The 16,678-nt window shown below is 73.6% G+C and carries 18 protein-coding genes; 5 read left to right on the top strand and 13 right to left on the bottom strand.

The window, feature by feature from the left end:
- Positions 1-2: 2 nt before the first annotated feature.
- Entirely contained in the window at positions 3-848 is an 846-nt protein-coding gene (locus tag J3P32_RS14725; RefSeq protein ID WP_210440526.1) for a septum formation family protein, read from the top strand.
- On the opposite strand, the gene era is transcribed toward J3P32_RS14725, so the two are convergent.
- The 10 genes from era to J3P32_RS14675 all read right to left on the bottom strand — a co-directional run bounded on the left by era (position 845) and on the right by J3P32_RS14675 (position 10,495).
- Positions 845-1,912 carry a GTPase Era gene (gene era, locus J3P32_RS14720; protein ID WP_210440525.1) on the bottom strand — a complete coding sequence of 356 codons (1,068 nt, stop codon included), beginning with the start codon at positions 1,910-1,912 and terminating at the stop codon, positions 845-847. The two genes, J3P32_RS14725 and era, sit on opposite strands and share 4 nt — an antisense overlap.
- Positions 1,905-2,681, bottom strand: a complete 777-nt coding sequence (locus J3P32_RS14715) for a siderophore-interacting protein (RefSeq protein WP_210440524.1) — start codon at positions 2,679-2,681, stop codon at positions 1,905-1,907. Before J3P32_RS14715 ends, era begins: the two co-directional genes overlap by 8 nt.
- A gap of 20 nt (positions 2,682-2,701) precedes the next feature.
- Positions 2,702-3,991 carry a class I SAM-dependent methyltransferase gene (locus J3P32_RS14710; protein ID WP_210440523.1) on the bottom strand — a complete coding sequence of 430 codons (1,290 nt, stop codon included), beginning with the start codon at positions 3,989-3,991 and terminating at the stop codon, positions 2,702-2,704.
- Entirely contained in the window at positions 3,988-5,352 is a 1,365-nt protein-coding gene (locus J3P32_RS14705) for an FAD-binding oxidoreductase (RefSeq protein WP_210440522.1), read from the bottom strand. Before J3P32_RS14705 ends, J3P32_RS14710 begins: the two co-directional genes overlap by 4 nt.
- A 42-nt stretch (positions 5,353-5,394) precedes the next feature.
- Complete coding sequence (locus J3P32_RS14700; protein WP_210440521.1) at positions 5,395-5,772, bottom strand: cytidine deaminase; 378 nt, start codon at positions 5,770-5,772, stop codon at positions 5,395-5,397.
- On the bottom strand, positions 5,769-7,085 hold the full coding sequence (locus J3P32_RS14695; RefSeq protein WP_210440520.1) for a hemolysin family protein: 1,317 nt from the start codon (positions 7,083-7,085) through the stop codon (positions 5,769-5,771). Before J3P32_RS14695 ends, J3P32_RS14700 begins: the two co-directional genes overlap by 4 nt.
- Positions 7,086-7,106: 21 nt before the next feature.
- The gene (gene ybeY / locus J3P32_RS14690) at positions 7,107-7,568 is read right to left on the bottom strand and encodes an rRNA maturation RNase YbeY (RefSeq protein ID WP_210440519.1); all 462 of its coding nucleotides are present in this window, start codon (positions 7,566-7,568) and stop codon (positions 7,107-7,109) included.
- The gene (locus J3P32_RS14685; RefSeq protein WP_210440518.1) at positions 7,565-8,617 is read right to left on the bottom strand and encodes a PhoH family protein; all 1,053 of its coding nucleotides are present in this window, start codon (positions 8,615-8,617) and stop codon (positions 7,565-7,567) included. The genes ybeY and J3P32_RS14685 overlap by 4 nt, the downstream gene beginning before the upstream one ends.
- Before the next feature lie 265 nt (positions 8,618-8,882).
- Positions 8,883-10,136 (bottom strand): hypothetical protein, encoded by a 1,254-nt coding sequence (locus tag J3P32_RS14680; protein ID WP_210440517.1) that lies wholly within the window; start codon positions 10,134-10,136, stop codon positions 8,883-8,885.
- 5 nt (positions 10,137-10,141) lie between these two features.
- On the bottom strand, positions 10,142-10,495 hold the full coding sequence (locus J3P32_RS14675; RefSeq protein ID WP_210440516.1) for an HIT domain-containing protein: 354 nt from the start codon (positions 10,493-10,495) through the stop codon (positions 10,142-10,144).
- A 75-nt stretch (positions 10,496-10,570) separates the two neighbouring features.
- Between J3P32_RS14675 and J3P32_RS14670 the strand changes: the two genes are divergently transcribed.
- Positions 10,571-11,560 (top strand): Gmad2 immunoglobulin-like domain-containing protein, encoded by a 990-nt coding sequence (locus J3P32_RS14670; protein WP_210440515.1) that lies wholly within the window; start codon positions 10,571-10,573, stop codon positions 11,558-11,560.
- Positions 11,561-11,575: 15 nt separating this feature from the next.
- Here J3P32_RS14670 and J3P32_RS14665 read toward each other — a convergent pair whose 3' ends face one another.
- From J3P32_RS14665 to hrcA, 3 genes are read right to left on the bottom strand one after another with little or no spacing between them, the layout of a single operon-like run.
- Positions 11,576-12,316 (bottom strand): 16S rRNA (uracil(1498)-N(3))-methyltransferase, encoded by a 741-nt coding sequence (locus J3P32_RS14665; protein WP_210440514.1) that lies wholly within the window; start codon positions 12,314-12,316, stop codon positions 11,576-11,578.
- Positions 12,317-12,319: 3 nt separating this feature from the next.
- Positions 12,320-13,495, bottom strand: coding sequence for a molecular chaperone DnaJ (gene dnaJ / locus J3P32_RS14660; RefSeq protein ID WP_210440513.1), 1,176 nt, complete (start codon positions 13,493-13,495; stop codon positions 12,320-12,322).
- Positions 13,492-14,514: a heat-inducible transcriptional repressor HrcA gene (gene hrcA, locus J3P32_RS14655; protein WP_210440512.1), complete on the bottom strand. Its 1,023-nt coding sequence runs from the start codon at positions 14,512-14,514 to the stop codon at positions 13,492-13,494. The genes dnaJ and hrcA overlap by 4 nt, the downstream gene beginning before the upstream one ends.
- 79 nt (positions 14,515-14,593) lie before the next feature.
- Here hrcA and J3P32_RS14650 point away from each other — a divergent pair, with 79 nt between their 5' ends.
- The 3 genes from J3P32_RS14650 (at position 14,594) to J3P32_RS14640 (ending at position 16,620) form a co-directional block, all read left to right on the top strand.
- Entirely contained in the window at positions 14,594-15,457 is an 864-nt protein-coding gene (locus J3P32_RS14650; RefSeq protein WP_210440511.1) for an MBL fold metallo-hydrolase, read from the top strand.
- Between the two features lie 81 nt (positions 15,458-15,538).
- Positions 15,539-16,219 carry a hypothetical protein gene (locus J3P32_RS14645; protein WP_210440510.1) on the top strand — a complete coding sequence of 227 codons (681 nt, stop codon included), beginning with the start codon at positions 15,539-15,541 and terminating at the stop codon, positions 16,217-16,219.
- 74 nt (positions 16,220-16,293) lie between these two features.
- On the top strand, positions 16,294-16,620 hold the full coding sequence (locus J3P32_RS14640; RefSeq protein ID WP_210440509.1) for a hypothetical protein: 327 nt from the start codon (positions 16,294-16,296) through the stop codon (positions 16,618-16,620).
- The last annotated feature ends 58 nt before the right edge of the window (positions 16,621-16,678 follow it).

Genomic DNA, 16,678 nt, shown 5'->3' with positions numbered 1-16,678 from the left:
CCATGTCCCTCGTCGTGGCCCTGCTGGTCGCGCTGGCCGGCTGCACCGCGTCGCCCTCGCAGCCCGGCGACGACCCGGGCTCGTCGGCCCCCGCGTCGCCCGGATCGACCTCGCCGGGGTCGACCGCGCCCGAGTCCGCGCCCGAGTCCGAGCCGAGCGTGTCGCCGGACCCGGGACCGAGCCCCCGGGTCGGTGAGTGCCACGCCCTGACCTTCCGGCAGGCGCTGGCCGTCGTCGGACGCACCGCGCCCGTCGCGTGTCGCCGCCAGCACACGGCCGAGACCTACTTCGTCGGCCGGCTCGACCTCGAGACGAAGGCCGGCTTCACCCGCCGGGTGGACTCGCAGGCCGCACAGCGGCAGATGCGCCGGGCGTGCACCACCCGCCTGCCCCGCCACCTCGGTCGTACGCCGCGCGAGCTGCGGCTGAGCATGGTGCGAGCCGTCTGGTTCACACCGAGCCCGAAGCGCGCGGAGGCCGGCGCCGACTGGTTCCGCTGCGACGTCGTCGCCGTCGCGGCGCCGCGCGCCCTCCTGCGACTTCCCCGCACGACGAGGGGCTGGGACGCAGCACCCGCGATGTGCGCGACCGCCGCGCCGGGGACGAGGGGGTTCCGGCGGGTGACGTGCGGCGCGGACCACACGTGGCGCGCCGTCTCGACCGTGGACATCCGCGGCGCGCGGCTGCCGGCGCGTGCCGCGATCGCCCGCCGGATGGACGCGACGTGCCGCGACGCCGCCGCGGCGAGCGCCGACGACCCGCTCGACTTCAGCTGGGCGCAGGAGAGCCCGACGCGCGCCCAGTGGGAGGCCGGCCAGCGCTACGGCATCTGCTGGGTGCCGGACTAGAACCCGAGCTTGCGCAGCTGGCGCGGGTCCCGCTGCCAGTCCTTGGCGATCTTGACCTGCAGGTCGAGGTAGACCGGGGTGCCGAGCAGGGCCTCGATCTGCTTGCGGGCCGCGGTGCCGACCGCGCGCAGGCGCGAGCCCTTGTGGCCGATCATGATGCCCTTCTGCGAGTCGCGCTCGACGTAGAGGTTGGCCACGATGTCGAGCAGCGGCTTGTCGTCCGGGCGGCCCTCGCGCAGGCCCATCTCCTCCACGACGACGGCGATCGAGTGCGGCAGCTCGTCGCGCACGCCCTCGAGCGCGGCCTCGCGGATGAGGTCGGCGGCCAGCGCCTCCTCGGGCGCGTCGGTGAGGTCGCCGTCGGGGTAGAGCGGCGGCCCCTCGGGCAGCAGCCGCACCAGCAGGTCCGCCAGCAGGTCGACCTGGTCGCCCGCCACCGCCGAGACCGGCACGATCTCGGCCCACTCGGTCGAGGTCTCCTCGCCGAGGGCCGCGATGTCGAGGAGGTGGTTGGCCAGCTGCTCCGGCGTCACCAGGTCGGTCTTCGTGGCGACCGCGATCCGGACGGTGCGCCGCACCTTGGCCAGCTCGGTGACGAGGAAGCGGTCGCCGGGCCCGATCTTCTCGTTGGCCGGGAAGCAGACGGCGACCACGTCGACCTCGGCCCACGTGGTGCGCACCAGGTCGTTGAGCCGCTCACCGAGCAGGGTGCGAGGGCGGTGCAGGCCCGGCGTGTCGACGAGGATGAGCTGGGCGTCGTCGCGGTGGACGATGCCTCGCACCACGTTGCGGGTGGTCTGCGGCTTGGAGGACGTGATGACGATCTTCTGCCCGACAAGGGCGTTGGTCAGGGTGGACTTGCCCGCGTTGGGACGGCCCACGAAGGACGCGAAGCCGCTGCGGAAGCCCTCCGGGGCCTCGTAGAAGGCCCCCGCGGGCGCCACGCCCGAGAGGTCGAACTCGTCGTCGAGGTCGTCGTCGTCGAGGTCGTCGTCGTCGAGGTCGTCGTCGTCGAGGTCGTCGTGCTCGTCCACGTGCTCGTCCACGTGCTCGTCGTCAGCCATCGCCCGCCTCCCGCGCTGCGTCGTACTCCGCCCAGATCTGCTCGTCACTCTTCCCTGCCGCCTTGCCCGCGCGCCAGATGGGCCCGGGGTCGACCGCCCGGGGCTGGCGCCCGGCCGTGGCGCGCCAGTAGCCCATCACGTCGTAGTGGCTGGTCGGCAGCCCGACCTCGCGCATGAGGTGCTTGCGGATCGCACGCATCTGGGCGGACTCCCCGGCCATCCAGAAGTACCCCTCGCCCGCTGGCCACTCGATGCCCTCGACCACCTGGGCGAGGTTGCTCTGTCCGTGGCCGGGGGGCTCGAGCCAGGTCACGTCGGCGCTCGCGGGGAGGTAGCCGGCGAGGTCGTCGGGCACCTCGGCGATGACGTGCGTGGCGAGGTCGGGGTGGGTCTCGGTGATGCGCGCCATGGCCGGCATCGCGGTGAGGTCTCCGACGAGCAGCAGCCAGCCGGCGCCCGGCGGCGGCGCGAACGACGCCTTGGGCTCGGTGATGGTGACCACGTCGCCGAGGCAGTCGCGCGTCGCCCACTCGGTGACCAGGCCGACGTCGTGGACGACCACGTCGAGCGTCAGCTCGCCGTCGGCCCACGAGCGCACGGTGTAGTAGCGGCTCTGGAACTGTCCGGGCACCACGAGGCCGACCCACTCGTCGGGGACCCCTGTCGAGACGAATCCGTCGAGTCCGTCGAGGACGAGCCGGACGAGGTGGTCCGACAGCGGTTCACGGCGACGTACGGTCGCCTCGAACTGCGCGGCGCGGGTGCTCACCCGCCGAGGTTATCGGTGGCTCACCAGTCCGGGCGCATCGGGAACTCCGACCGCCCGTCGTCGTGGTTGCGGGTGGCCAGGACCTGGTGCAGCTCCACCTCGTCACGCTCGAACCCCACACGGGATCCGGCGATGTAGAGGCCCCAGACGCGGGCTGTGCCCTCCCCCACCTCGGCCACGCACTCGTCCCAGTGCTCGACGAGGTTGCGGTTCCAGTCGCGCAGGGTGAGGGCGTAGTGCGGGCGCAGGTTCTCGCTGTGCTGCACCTCCAGGCCCTGGTCCTGGGCCGTGGTGATGATGGTGCCCGAGCCGGTGAGCTCGCCGTCGGGGAACACGTAGCGGTCGATGAACGCACCGGTCTCCTGGCGGCGGTTGTGGCGGCGCGTGATGGAGTGGTTGAGCAGCCGCCCGCCCGGCTTGAGCCGGTCGCGCAGGTGACGGAAGTACGACGGGTAGTTGCGCACGCCGACGTGCTCGGTGAGGCCGATGGAGCTGATCGCGTCGAACCCCGTCTCGACGACGTCGCGGTAGTCGAGGTGGCGCACCTCGGCGAGGTCGCCGAGCCCCTCGCGGTCGATGGCCTCCTTGGCCCACTGCGCCTGCTCGAGCGACAGCGTCACGCCGAGCGCCTTCACGCCGTACTCCCGCGCGGCGTGCCGGACCATGGTGCCCCAGCCGCAGCCGACGTCGAGCAGCCGCTGCCCGGGCCGGAGGTCGAGCTTGCGGCAGACCAGGTCGAACTTCGCCGCCTGGGCCTGCTCGAGCGTGGCGTCGGGCGTCTCGTAGAGGGCGCACGTGTAGGCCATCGACGGGCCCAGCACCATCTCGTAGAAGCGGTTGGAGACGTCGTAGTGGTGCGAGATGACCTCGGCGTCGCGGGTCATCGAGTGGCGCAGGCCCTCCACCGCTCGCCGCCACCGCGGCAGGTGCTCCTGGGGCGGGGGCGCGGGCGGCCGCAGGTGGGACAGGCCCAGGCTGCGGGCGATGTGCAGCGCCTCCGACGGTGCGGGCATCCGGAACTTCGTGTGGTCCTTGAGCAGGACCAGTGCGTCGTAGGGGTCGCCCGGGTGCACGCCGGAGAGCTCGATGTCGCCGCTGACGTAGGCCCGCACCAGTCCCAGGTCTCCCGGCGCCGTCATCAGGTACGACAGGCCGCGCCGGGTGCGCAGATGCATCCCGACCGCGGCGTCGGTGGGCCCGGCGCCGCTGCCGTCGTACGCCGTGAAGCGCAGCGGCAGGCCGCCCCTCACCAACCGGTCCATGGCCTCACCGATGGACATCCGGTCCGGTGCCCCCGTGCTCGCGGTCATCGTCGTCCCACCACCTTGTCGTAGAGAGGGGTCAGTCGGTCCTGCGGGTCGTGCCTCGCCTTCACGCGGGCCAGGTGGGGCCCGCCGTAGAGGCGGTCGAACTCCTCGCGCTCGTAGAAGGCCTCGGAGTAGAGGCTCTTGTGGCCACCGAGCTCGCTCACCTTCGCCTCGATCGCGCGGTTGCGCGGCGAGGTCGCGGCGTCGGGGCCGACGTTGACGACGCCCCAGAACCCGACGTTGACGTAGGTGGTGCCGGCGGTCAGCGGGTAGCCGGGCCACGGCCTCTCCGCGTCGCTGCGCCGGAGGCGGAGCGGGCACAGCCACACCGGCCGCATCCCCACCTCGCGGTCGAACCAGTCGAGGAACTCGGGCAGCCGGTCGACCGGCACCTCGACGTCCTGGACGACACGCTCGCCCTGCGGCCGGCCGGCGCGCCGGTCGAGGCGGTCGCCGATGCCGAGGCGGCGGTCGAGGGCGACCAGCCTCCAGTAGACGTCGGAGCGGCGCAGCCGCCGCGGCCACACGCGGCGTACGAGCGGGTGCTGGGCGCCGAACGCCCGCGAGCACCAGAACCAGTCGGTGTCCCAGCGCCACAGGTAGTCGTGCATCGTCAGCCGGTCGGTGGTGCGCCGCTGCAGCGAGCGGTAGTAGACCTGCTGGCCGGTGTAGTCCGACGTCGGACCCGGCTCGTCGCTCCACCGGGCGAGGGTCAGGTAGAGCTCGTCGGGGGCGAAGCCGACCCCGTCGAGGCCGTCGACCCGCTCGCCCTCCCACGCACCGTCCTCGACGATCCGCACCACGGCGTCGGCCAGGGTGGCGGCGTCGTGGAAGCGCACGTGCCTCAGGGCGACACGGGCTGGCACCGGCTCGAGCTCGATGCGCAGCCGGGTGGCGTAGCCGAGCGAGCCGTAGGAGTTGGGGAAGGCGTCGAAGAGCTCGTCGCCCGGCTTGGTGGTGACGACGTCCCCCGACCCGGTGAGCACGTCCATCTCGAGGACGGACTCGTGCGGGAGCCCGCTGCGGAAGCTGGTGGACTCGATGCCCAGCCCGCTCACCGCACCGCCGAGCGTGATCGTCTTGAGCTGCGGCACCACCAGCGGCATCCGGCCGTGCGCCAGGGTCGCCTCGACCAGGTGCTCGTAGGTGCACATGCCCTGCACCTCGGCCACGTCGCCGTCGACCTCGATCACGCCGTCGAGGCCTGTCACGTCGAGGCCCCGGCCGAGGGCGGCGCGGCCGCGGAAGAGGTTGCTGGTGCGCTTGGCCAGCCGGACGGGCGCACCCGGTGGCAGGGCGGCCCAGGACTGCCTCAGCCGCGCCACCCCCGTGGAGTGCTGCTCCCAACCGACAGGCGTTCGCACGGCGCTCACGCTAGCGAGTCCCGCCGACGGTGCGCGAGCGCCTCACCGGCCGGTGGTCGTCCCAGCCGTGGTCGTCCGGGTGTGCAGCCGCCCCGCCACGTCGCCGACGAGCACGGGCACGTCGGTGCCGGCGAAGTCGCGAGCCGCCCGCAGGTCGACCTCGGCGCTCGCCGCACCGGTGTCGACGAGGACGACGGCCGCCTCGAGCCCCGCCGAGGCCGACGACACCGCCATCGCGACGCAGACCTCGAGCGCGGACAGGCGCAGGTGCTCGAGGTCCACGCTCGCGGCGGCGTACGTGCGCCCGTCGAGGTCGCGCACCGCGGCGCCCTCCGCGGCGCGAGCGCGGGCTCGGGTGGCGCGGGCGAGGGTCAGGAGCTTGGCGTCCTCGGCGCTCAGGTCGCCGGACAGGTCGGTCATGGCGTGAGTCTAGAGAGCGCCGCGTCGTCGGTGGCGCCGTCGTCCGCGGTGGGCAGCACCGTGACGAGCACCGTCTCGATCTTGTTGCGGCGACCGGTCGCGCGCTCCGCCTCGAGCCGCAGGCCGTGGCACTCCACGACCGAGCCGGGGATCGGGACCTTGCCGAGGTGCTTGGCCATCAGCCCGCCGACGCTGTCGACGTCGTCGTCCTCCACGGGGAAGCCGACGAGCTCGTCGAGGTCGTCGACCGGGTAGCGGGACGAGACGCGGATCGCCCCGCCGTCGACGTGCTCGACCTCGACCTCGGCGACGTCGTGCTCGTCGGTGATCTCGCCGACGATCTCCTCCAGCACGTCCTCGATCGTGATCAGGCCGGCCGTGCCGCCGTACTCGTCGACGACCACCGCGATGTGCTGGCGTCGCGCCTGGAGCTCCGTCAGCAGCGCGTCGACCGGCTTCGAGTCCGGGACGTAGTGAACCGGGCGCATCACCTCGTCCACGCGCTGGGTGAACTCGACGTCGGGTGCCTCGAAGTCGCGCCGCACCACGTCCTTGAGGTAGGCCATCCCGACGATGTGGTCGAGGTTGTCGTCGATGACCGGGATGCGCGAGTAGCCGCTGCGCAGGAACAGCGACAGCGTCTGGCGCAGGTTCTTGTGGCGCTCGATGTAGACCACGTCGGGGCGCGGGACCATCACCTCGCGGGTGATGGTGTCGCCGAGCTCGAACACCGAGTGGATCATCCGGCGCTCCCCCGACTCGATGACCGCCGAGGCCTCGGCCAGGTCGACGAGCTCGCGCAGCTCGGTCTCGGTCGAGAACGGGCCCTCGCTGAAGCCCCGGCCCGGGGTGATCGCGTTGCCGAGCAGGATCAGCAGCGCCGGGACGGGCCCGAGGATGGTGGTGACGAGCGAGAGCGGGCCGGCTGAGGCCAGCGCCACCTTCACGTCGTGCTGGCGTCCGATGGTGCGCGGCGCCACCCCGATCACCACGAAGGACACCACCAGCATCACGCCGATGGTGGTGAGGAACGTCGGGACGGGCGAGCCGTGGTAGGCGTCGCGCGCCCAGGTGGCGACGAGCACGATGGCGCTGATCTCGCACAGCAGCCGGAGCATCAGCGCGGTGTTGAGGTAGCGCGCCGGGTCGCCGAGCAGCAGCACGAGCCGGGTCGCGCCGGCCCGGCCCTCGGCCTTCAGCTCCTCCGCGCGGGCGCGCGAGAAGCTGCCGAGGGCGGCGTCGGCCGCGGAGAACAGGCCGGCGAGCAGCACGAGCAGGGCGGCGGTGCCGAGCTGCCAGATGTCAGCGGTCACGGGGTGTCCGGTCGGGAGCGCTCAGGCGGAGGCGGCGACGGCGCGCCACTTCTCCAGCAGCTCGCCCTGCAGGCCGAACATCACGGCGTGCTCGTCGGGCTCCGCGTGGTCGTAGCCGAGCAGGTGCAGGATGCCGTGCACCGTCAGCAGCTCGATCTCCGCCTCGCGGCCGTGACCGGCCTCCTCGCCCTGGCGCTCGGCGACCGCCGGCGACAGCACCAGGTCGCCGAGCACGCCCTCCTCGGGCTCCTCGTTGACCTTGCCCGGGCGCAGCTCGTCCATCGGGAAGGCCAGCACGTCGGTCGGGCCCTCCTTCTCCATCCACTGCTCGTTGAGCTCGGCGATGGTCTCCTCGTCGACGGCCTTGATGCACAGCTCGGCCTGCGGGTGGACCCGCATCTGCTCCATCACGAAGCGCGCCAGGTGCGACAGCCGGCGTACGTCGAGCTCGAGGCCCGACTCGTTGAGGACCTCGATGCTCATCGCGGGCCCCGCGGCCGGTCGCGCTCGGCCTTCGCCACCTTGGACTTGGGGCGGCTGGCCTCGCGCTCGGCGTCGAAGACCTCGTAGGCCTCGACGATGCGACCGACCAGGCGGTGCCGGACGACGTCGGTGCCGGTCAGGCGGCAGAAGGTGATGTCGTCCACGCCCTCGAGGATGCCCTCGACGACCCGGAGGCCGGACTGGGTGCCTGACGGCAGGTCGACCTGGCTGGTGTCGCCGGTGACGACGATGCGCGAGCCGAAGCCGAGGCGGGTGAGGAACATCTTCATCTGCTCCGGCGTGGTGTTCTGCGCCTCGTCGAGGATGATGAAGGAGTCGTTGAGCGAGCGACCACGCAGGAACGCCAGCGGCGCCACCTCGATGGTGCCGGCCGACAGCAGCTTGGGGATCGTCTCGGGGTCGACCATGTCGTGCAGCGCGTCGTACAGCGGCCGCAGGTAGGGGTCGATCTTCTCGCTCAGGGTGCCGGGCAGGAAGCCCAGCCGCTCGCCCGCCTCGACGGCCGGCCGGCTCAGGATGATCCGGTTGACCTCCTTGGCCTGCAGCGCCTGCACCGCCTTCGCCATCGCGAGGTACGTCTTGCCCGTGCCGGCGGGCCCGATGCCGAAGGTGATGGTGCTCTTGTCGATGGCCTCGACGTAGCGCTTCTGGTTGACCGTCTTGGGCCGGATGGTGCGGCCGCGGTTGGACAGGATGTTGAGGCTCAGCACGTCGGCCGGCCGCTCCTGCGTCTCCGTGCGGAGCATCTGGATGATCCGCTCGACGGTCTCGGCGGTGACGCCCTGGCCGGTGCGGACGAGCGTGACGACCTCGTCGAGGAGGCGCTCGGCCATCGCGACCTCGGCGGACTCGCCGGCCAGGGTGATCCGGTTGCCCCGGACGTGGACGCTGGCCTCGAAGGCCCGCTCGATGAGGCGGAGGTGCTCGTCGCCCGGACCCAGGACCGAGACCATGTCGATGCTGTTGGGGACGACGACGGTGTGCGTCGGACGGTCCTGCGAGGAACCTGCGTGGTTGGTCTCAGTCATGATGCCCGGGTCGGGCGGCCTTCCCATCGGTGTCAGAGGCCGTCCATGCTACCGACCGGCCGGCGCGCGGCCCACCTGAATCGGGGTGACCCGTGCCGCCCACGTCCGCCGCTGCGGGCCGGACGGTCCCCCGCCGCGCCCCCCGTCCCCGGGTAACGCCACCACGTACGCGCTCCCGCCCCCGCCGGTGGGGGCGGGAGTGCACCTTCGGTGGCGTTACCCGGAGTGCCGCGACCGCCGGTGGACGGGGTGAGCGGTGGGGCGGTCAGGGGCGGGTGACCTGCAGCATGCCGAGGCACATCTCGTCGGTGGTGCCCTCGCCCCACACGACGTAGCGGTCGGGCTGGCCCTCGAAGGCGGGCAGCCTGTCGCGCAGCCACTGGACGTGGCGGCAGGTGACCTCCACCTGCTGGAACGGCTCGAGGTGCACCGGCTCGATCGACCGGCTGCCCTGGTCGTCGAAGTCCCACACCGGGATGTCGAGGATGGTGCGCGCCCGGGAGGTGCCCGGGTCGACCTCGATCCGCAGCGACCGGCCGAGCAGGTGCATGTGGCCGGCGACCCCGTGGATGGTGATCGGCTCGCCGAGCGTGCGGACGCACGACTGCACCTCGCCGGCTCGCGGCTCGCCGCCGCACAGCAGGTGGAGCAGGTCGGCGGTGCTGCCCTCGGCGCCGAAGCGCTCCTTGACGTCCGCCACGGCCGCCGGCCGGTCGCACAGCGGGCTGTCGGAGTGCTTCGGCCGGCACGGCAGCTCGACCGGCGCCGGCAGCAGCATCGTGCTGAGCGCCTGGTAGTCCCGGCTGCCCGGGGCGAGCCGGAGCTGGGCCGCCGAGGTGTCGGGCTCCTGGCCCGCCAGCAGGTTGTAGTGGACCTGCATGACGATGCGGCTGCCCTTGGCGAGGCGTACGCCGAACCCCGGCTTGGTCACCGACTCGGTGCCGCCCGGTGCCCAGGCGCCGATCCACGACGACCGGTCGACGTCCTGGAACCGGTCGAGGCCGGTGCCGCCGAAGCAGGTCCAGCCCTCGTCCTCCTCGGCGGCGTCCTTGGCCTCGGCCGCGGCGACCTGCTCCGGCGGGACCTGGAAGAGGATCACGTGGTGGACCACGTCCGGGTTCCCCGGGAGCACCTGGGTGCCGGTGAGCCAGGTGTCGCGGTCCAGCCCGGGGTCGAGCAGGAAGCAGCGGTAGTCGTCGGTGCCGGTGCCGTAGGGGGCGGACGGCGTGTAGCTGCCCGGCATCGCGACGGTCGTCCGGCTCTCGCCCGCGCGCAGCGGCTTCGACCGGGCCGGCTCGGCGTGGTGGCCGCCGTGGCCGGCACCGTCCCCGCCGGCGTCCGCGCTCTCCCCCTCGTCGGCCGCAGCGGCCGCACCGCCCGCGCCCTGGGCGTCGGGCTCGGTCGTGCCGGTCCCGGAGCCGGCGGACCGGGCGGCGCCGTCACCGCCGCAGGCCGACAGGGCCAGCAGCGCGGCGGCGAGGAGCGCCGCGAGGGCGGAGCGCGAGCGGGCGCGGCGCATGCCGCTCAGACCAGCGTCTCGGTCATGCTCGACGAGCCGCCCAGCACGTGCAGGTGCGTGTGGAAGACCGTCTGGCCGGCACCGGCGCCGGTGTTGGCGACCAGCCGGTAGTCCTCGTTGCCGGACGCCTTGGCCACCTCGTCGGCGAGCGTGACCAGGTGGCCGATGATCGCCGGGTCGGCGGCAGCGGACGCGGCGGCGTCCTCGTGGTGCTCGAGCGGCACGACCAGGACGTGGAACGGTGCCTGCGGAGCGAGGTCGGCGAAGGCGATGGCGTGGTCGTTGCGGCCCAGCACGTCGGCGGGGATCTCGCCCGCGACGATCTTGCAGAAGACGCAGTCGTGCGACGTGGCGCTCATCGCGTCATCGTACGGCCCGTGCGAGGCGGCGTGTGCGCGGATCCGCGGACGCCGGCTGGCCGTACGGTGGCGACCATGACGCTCCTTGCTTCCCCGACCCGACGGGTACGACGCCGGGCGGGCGCCGCCGCCGTGGTCGTGGCCGGTGCGCTCGCGCTGGGCGCGTGCAGCGCCGGAGACCAGGCGCCGGTGTCCGACCCGACCGGGCAGGAGACCGCGACCCCCGAGCCGGGCGGCGAGCCGGAGCCGACGGACCCGACGGACCCGACGGACCCGACGCGGACCCCCGAGACGCCGGGGACGTCGCCCGGGACCGAGGCGCCGACCGACGGCGCGGCCGGCACCGCGGTGCCGGTATACTTCGCCGGCGACGGGCCTGGCGGGCGCACCGTGCTGTTCCGGGAGTTCCACCGGGTCGAGGGCGACCCGCTGACGGAGGCCGCGAGGCTGGTGGCCGGCGGCGGGCAGCCCGACGACCCCGACTACCGGACGCTCTGGCCGGCCGTCGACATCGCGGCCGTCACCGCCACCGACGGCGTGCTGCTCGTCGAGGTCCCGACCGACGCCTTCACCGAGGCGCCGGACGGCATGTCGAGGCGGGAGGCCAGGCTGGCGCTGCAGCAGCTGGTCTACACGCTGCAGGGCGTGCAGCAGGACCGCGTCCCGGTGGTGGTCGAGCGCACCGAAGCCCCGCCGCGCCTCTTCGGGCTGCCGACCGACGCCCCGTTCGAGGCGGCGCGAGCGCTGCGCACGCTGAACCTCGTCAGCATCACCTCTCCCGCGGAGGGCGACACCGTCAGCGGCGACGCGCTGGCGATCACCGGGGTGGCCAACTCGTTCGAGGCCTCGGGCCCGTGCCGGATCCTCCGCGGCCGCGAGGAGCTCGCCGCGGGCGGCTACCAGGCGGAGGCCTGGATGGGGAACCGGCTCTTCCCCTTCGAGGCCGAGCTGCCGCTCGACGGCATCACCGGCGAGGTGACGCTGCGCTGCGAGACCTACGACCCCAGCGGTGGCACGGAGGGCCCCGGACCGGCCGTCGACACCAAGACCATCACCGTGCGGTAGGCGACCTGACGCCGCTCAGGACCAGCGTGGCGTACGGGCCAGCAGCGCGGCCACCGCCACGACGCCGGCGGTGGAGGTGCGCAGCACCTCCGCGCCCAGGCGTACGACGTGGGCGCCCGCGTCGGTGAGCGTGGCGAGCTCGTCGTCGGCGATGCCGCCCTCCGGGCCGACCACGACGACCACCCGACCGGAGGCCGGCACGTCGAGCGCGGCCAGGGGCACGTCGGCGTCCTCGTGGAGGACGACGGCCAGGTCCGCGGCCGCGACGACCTCGGCGGCCTCGGCCGTCGACGCCAGCGGCGCGACGGTCGGCAGCCACGAACGGCGCGACTGCTTGGCGGCCTCGCGCGCCGTCGCCTGCCACTTGGCGTGCGACCTGGCGGCCCGCTCGCCCTTCCAGACGGCGACGGAGCGGGACGCCGCCCACGGCACGATGCGGTCCGCCCCCACCTCGGTGAGCACCTCGACCGCGAGCTCCCCGCGGTCGCCCTTCGGCAGGGCCTGCACCACCGTGATCGCCGGCGACGGCCGCTCCTCGCGCCCCACGGCGTCGACGGACACGGTGAGCACCCGCTTGCCGGTCGAGGCGACGGTGCCCGTGACCGAGGTCCCGAGGCCGTCGGTCAGCACCAGCCGCTCCCCCTCGCGCAGCCGGCGCACGGCGACGGCGTGGTGCGCCTCGTCGCCGGACACCTCGACCACCGCACCGGCGGCGACCCCCGCCAGCGACGGCACGAGGTGGACCGGGAGCGACACGCCTCAGCCCTGGAACGCGTCGCGCAGCCGGCCGAACATCGACCTGTGCGGGGCCTCGTTCTTGCCGTCGGGCTGCTCCTCGCCGCGGATCGCCGCCAGCTCGCGCATGAGCTCCTCCTGGCGCGCGTCGAGCCGGGTCGGCGTCTCCACGACGATGCTGACGACCAGGTCGCCGCGCCCGCCGCGCAGGCTGGGCACCCCGAAGCCGCGGATCACCTGCTCGCTGCCCGACTGGGTGCCGGGGTGCACCTCGAGGTCGTAGGTCGTCGTGGTGCCGGCGTCGCCCGACTGCGTCTCCGATGGCTGCAGGTCGGCCTCGAGCAGCGGCAGCGTGAGCCGGGTGCCGAGCGCCGCCGCCGTCATCGGCAGGGACACCGTGGTGTGGAGGTCGTTGCCGTGCCGGGTGAACGTCTTGTGCGGCTCCACGTGGATCTCGACGTAGAGGTCACCGGCCGGCCCGCCGCCGGGCCCGACCTCGCCCTGGCCGGTGAGCTGCACCCGGGTGCCGTGGTCGACGCCTGCCGGGATCTTCACGGTCAGCGTGCGACGCGAGCGCACCCGGCCGTCGCCGGAGCACTCACGGCACGGATCGGGGATGATCGAGCCGTAGCCGCGGCACGCCGCGCACGGGCGGAGGGTGCGGATCTCGCCGAGGAACGAGCGCTGCACGACGGCGACCTCGCCCTGGCCGTGGCAGGTCTCGCAGGTGACCGGCGACGTGCCGGGCGCGGTGCCCTCGCCCGCGCACGCCTCGCAGCGCAGCGCGGTGTCGACCTTGATGTCGCGGGTGACGCCGAAGGCCGCCTCGGCCAGCTCGACGTCGAGGCGGATCAGCGCGTCCTGCCCGCGCCGGGCACGCGAGCGGGGCCCGCGCGTCTGCGCGCCGCCGGGGGCACCGCCGCCGAAGAACGCGTCCATGATGTCGGTGAAGCTGAAGCCCTGGCCGGCGCCGCCGAAGCCCTGGCTGAACGCGTCGCCGCCACGGTCGTACGCCGCGCGCTTGCCGGGGTCGCTCAGCACCTCGTAGGCGCGGGAGACGTCCTTGAACCGCTCCTGGGTCTCCGGGTCGGGGTTGACGTCGGGGTGGAGCTGCCGCGCGAGCTTGCGATAGGCCTTCTTGATCTCGTCGGCGCTGGCGTCGCGCGAGACGCCGAGGATCTCGTAGGGGTCCTGGGTCACTGGTTTCCTTCATCGAGGATCCGGGAGACGTAGCGCGCGACGGCACGCACGGCTGCCATGGATCCGGGGTAGTCCATCCGGGTCGGTCCCACCACGCCGAGGGATCCGAGGTGGAGCTCCTGCGGGCCGTAGCCGGTGGCCACGACGCTCGTGGCGGCGAGCTCGGAGTAGGGGCCCTCGTGCCCGATGCGCACCGTGAGCGCATCGACGCCCGACTCCCCCAGCAGCTTGAGCAGCACCACGTGCTCCTCCAGCGCCTCGAGCAGCGGGCGGACGGCGGTGTCGAAGTCGCCGTAGCGAGCCAGGTTCGCGGTGCCGCCGACGGCGACGCGCTCGTCGCTGCGGTGGTCGGACATCGCCTCGGTCAGCACCCCGACGATCGCCCGGGCGGAGTCCGCCTGGCCGGGGCGCACGTCGTCGGGCAGCGCGCCGAGGGCGGCGGCCGCCTCGGCGATCCGCACCCCGGCGGTGACCTGGTTGACCGAGACCCGCAGCTCGGCGAGGTCGGCGTCGACGACCGCCTCGTCGAGCTCGACGAGGCGCTGCTCCACGCGACCGGTGCTGAGGATGAGGATCACGAGGATGCGGGTCGGCGTCAGCGCGACGAGCTCGACGTGGCGGACGGTGGAGCGCGAGAGCGTCGGGTACTGCACGATCGCGACCTGGCGGGTCAGCTGGCTCAGCAGCCGCACGGACCGCTGCACCACGTCGTCGAGGTCGACGGCGCCGTCGAGCAGCGTCGCGATCGCCCGGCGCTCGGCGGCGCTCATCGGCTTGAGCGTGGCGAGCTTGTCGACGAAGAGCCGGTAGCCCTTGTCGGTCGGCACGCGCCCGGCGCTGGTGTGGGGCTGGTGGATGTAGCCCTCGTCCTCGAGCGCGGCCATGTCGTTGCGGACGGTCGCGGGCGAGACCCCCAGGCCGTGCCGCTCGACCAGCGCCTTGGAGCCCACGGGCTCCTCGGTGGCGACGTAGTCCTCGACGATCGCGCGCAGCACGTCGAGCTTGCGGTCGTCGACCATGAGCCCTCCTCGCTGCTCGTGTGCTGGCACTCCTTCGTCTGGAGTGCCAACTCTACTAGGGAACCGTAGGCTCGTGGACATGCCCGACGACAGCGCCCGGTTCACCGAGGTGGCACCGCGCGTGTGGGTGGCCCACTACGACTGGATGCACGTCAACATCACGCTGGTCGGCGGCTCCGACGGCCTGCTCATGGTCGACACCCACGGCTCCGCGGCGCAGGCGCGACTCGTCGCCGACGACGTACGCCGCCTCGGCGCGGGACCGCTCACCGGGCTGGTCAACACCCACGAGCACTGGGACCACCACTTCGGCAACGCCACCATGGTCGAGCAGTTCGGCGACATGCCGATCCACGCCACCGAGTGGGCGCGCGACCACCTGGAGGAGTCCGCGCGGCACACGTTCGAGCAGTACGAGCGCGACACCGCCGACCCACGGCGCGACGAGGTCCTGGCGACCACCGTGCGCCCGCCCACCCACACCTTCTCCTCGGCCGTGCAGCTCGACCTGGGCGACCGTGCCGTCGAGCTCGTCCATCCGGGCCGGGGCCACACGGCGGGTGACCTCGTCGTCCGGGTGCCGGACGCCGACGTGCTGCTCGGCGGCGACCTCGTCGAGGAGTCCGACCCGCCCTTCATCGGCGACGACTCGTGGCCGCTGGAGTGGCCGACGACGCTGGACCTGGTGCTGGGCCTGATGACCGACCGCACGGTCGTGGTGCCCGGGCACGGTCGGGTCGTCGACAGATCGTTCGTCCAGGACCAGCGGGTGGACCTCGGCGTGATCGCGGAGACCGTGCGCGACCTCGCCTCGCGCGGCGTGCCGCAGTCGGAGGCCCTCGCCCAGGGTGAGTGGCCCTGGGACCCCGCCCTGCTGGAGAGCGCGGTCCGCCGGGGCTACGAGCACCTCCCGCGCGCCCAGAAGCGACTCCCCCTGGTCTGACCCGTCCCGGACGGGGTGACCCGTCTGGCCACGTGGACCAGTTGGGGTTAGGGTTGCCTTACCTGATCCGTGGAGGCGACCATGACCCCGGCAGCTGCAGCCCTGATCGCACGCAGCGTCCTGTCGTGCCCGAGCGCGGTCACGCTCCGCGTCGACGTCGACCCGGCCGTCGAGCACGAGGGCTGCGAGGTGACGACCGACGTCCACGGCGTACCCGTCTTCGCCACCGCGCCGGGATCGGCGCTCGTGGCGGGCGCCGAGCACGGCCGAGGCGCGGTGGTCGAGGTCAGCAGCGGCCTGGGGGCCCCCGCCACGCGCGAGCGTGGGCTGCGCCTCGTCATGCGGGGCCGGCTGGGCCGGCGCGAGGCCGGCTGCCGGTGCTGCGCCGACGACCGCGCGCTCGTGGCGGTCGAGCTGGAGGCGGTCACGTTGCTGCGCGGGTCGCTGGCGGTCCCGGTGGACGTGCACGAGTTCCGCGACCGGCGCCACGTGCTGAACGAGGGCTACCTCCAGCGCACCGCCGAGCACGCCAACGAGGCGCACGAGCCCGAGCTGCGCACGGCCACGGCGGCCGCGCTCGGGCTGCCGGTGCGCACGCTCCTGGCCGCGAGCCTGCGGCGGGTCGACCCGGGCGGCGTGGAGGTCGCCTGGGTAGACGAGGCCGGCGCGCACACGCGGCGCCTCGAGTTCGTCCAGCCGGTCACCACCCCGCAGGAGCTCGACGCGGCGCTGCGCTCACGCCTGCACGCCGGCCTCTGCTGAGCGCGGCGCCTCGCGGCGCCGCCCACCCGGAGGGGGCTGGACCGGCGGTCGCCCGGCTCGGTAGGACTGGGGGCATGACCGACAACGAGTCCCAGCAGGACCCCGGCGAGACCCCCGAGGCGACGAGCGGCACCAGCCCGGCGGACTCCGACCACTCCGGCGACACGGCCTCGCCCTCCGAGGCGACCCTCGGCGGCATCTCCGACGACCAGCTCCCCGAGGACCTCCAGCCCGGCGAGGACAACCCGCTCGCCCAGCCGCTGGACCCCGACGACGAGGCGACCAAGAGCCGCGAGGAGCTCGAGATGGACGCCACGCAGGAGGAGGACGAGCGGATCGCCACCGGCGGGGGCGCCAACAGCGGCGAGGGCGCCGAGGGCGACGGCCTCGCCGAGGGCTGATCCGCCGCCCCGTCGCCCGGATCGTCGGGGCACGGCGTGCCACCACCGGTTGGGGGCG

It is taken from the genome of Nocardioides xinjiangensis (genome assembly GCF_017916385.1).
Taxonomy (GTDB): domain Bacteria; phylum Actinomycetota; class Actinomycetes; order Propionibacteriales; family Nocardioidaceae; genus Nocardioides; species Nocardioides xinjiangensis.
Note: the sequence above shows the minus strand (reverse complement) of the source record. Positions and strands in the feature narration are given on the sequence as shown.

Coding starts and splice junctions, on each gene's coding strand:
- J3P32_RS14725 (WP_210440526.1), top strand. CDS start 3: ATGTCCCTCGTCGTGGCCCTGCTGGTCGCGCTGGCCGGCTGCACCGCG.
- era (WP_210440525.1), bottom strand. CDS start 1,912: ATGGCTGACGACGAGCACGTGGACGAGCACGTGGACGAGCACGACGAC.
- J3P32_RS14710 (WP_210440523.1), bottom strand. CDS start 3,991: ATGACCGCGAGCACGGGGGCACCGGACCGGATGTCCATCGGTGAGGCC.
- J3P32_RS14700 (WP_210440521.1), bottom strand. CDS start 5,772: ATGACCGACCTGTCCGGCGACCTGAGCGCCGAGGACGCCAAGCTCCTG.
- ybeY (WP_210440519.1), bottom strand. CDS start 7,568: ATGAGCATCGAGGTCCTCAACGAGTCGGGCCTCGAGCTCGACGTACGC.
- J3P32_RS14685 (WP_210440518.1), bottom strand. CDS start 8,617: ATGACTGAGACCAACCACGCAGGTTCCTCGCAGGACCGTCCGACGCAC.
- J3P32_RS14680 (WP_210440517.1), bottom strand. CDS start 10,136: ATGCGCCGCGCCCGCTCGCGCTCCGCCCTCGCGGCGCTCCTCGCCGCC.
- J3P32_RS14675 (WP_210440516.1), bottom strand. CDS start 10,495: ATGAGCGCCACGTCGCACGACTGCGTCTTCTGCAAGATCGTCGCGGGC.
- J3P32_RS14670 (WP_210440515.1), top strand. CDS start 10,571: ATGACGCTCCTTGCTTCCCCGACCCGACGGGTACGACGCCGGGCGGGC.
- hrcA (WP_210440512.1), bottom strand. CDS start 14,514: ATGGTCGACGACCGCAAGCTCGACGTGCTGCGCGCGATCGTCGAGGAC.
- J3P32_RS14650 (WP_210440511.1), top strand. CDS start 14,594: ATGCCCGACGACAGCGCCCGGTTCACCGAGGTGGCACCGCGCGTGTGG.
- J3P32_RS14645 (WP_210440510.1), top strand. CDS start 15,539: ATGACCCCGGCAGCTGCAGCCCTGATCGCACGCAGCGTCCTGTCGTGC.
- J3P32_RS14640 (WP_210440509.1), top strand. CDS start 16,294: ATGACCGACAACGAGTCCCAGCAGGACCCCGGCGAGACCCCCGAGGCG.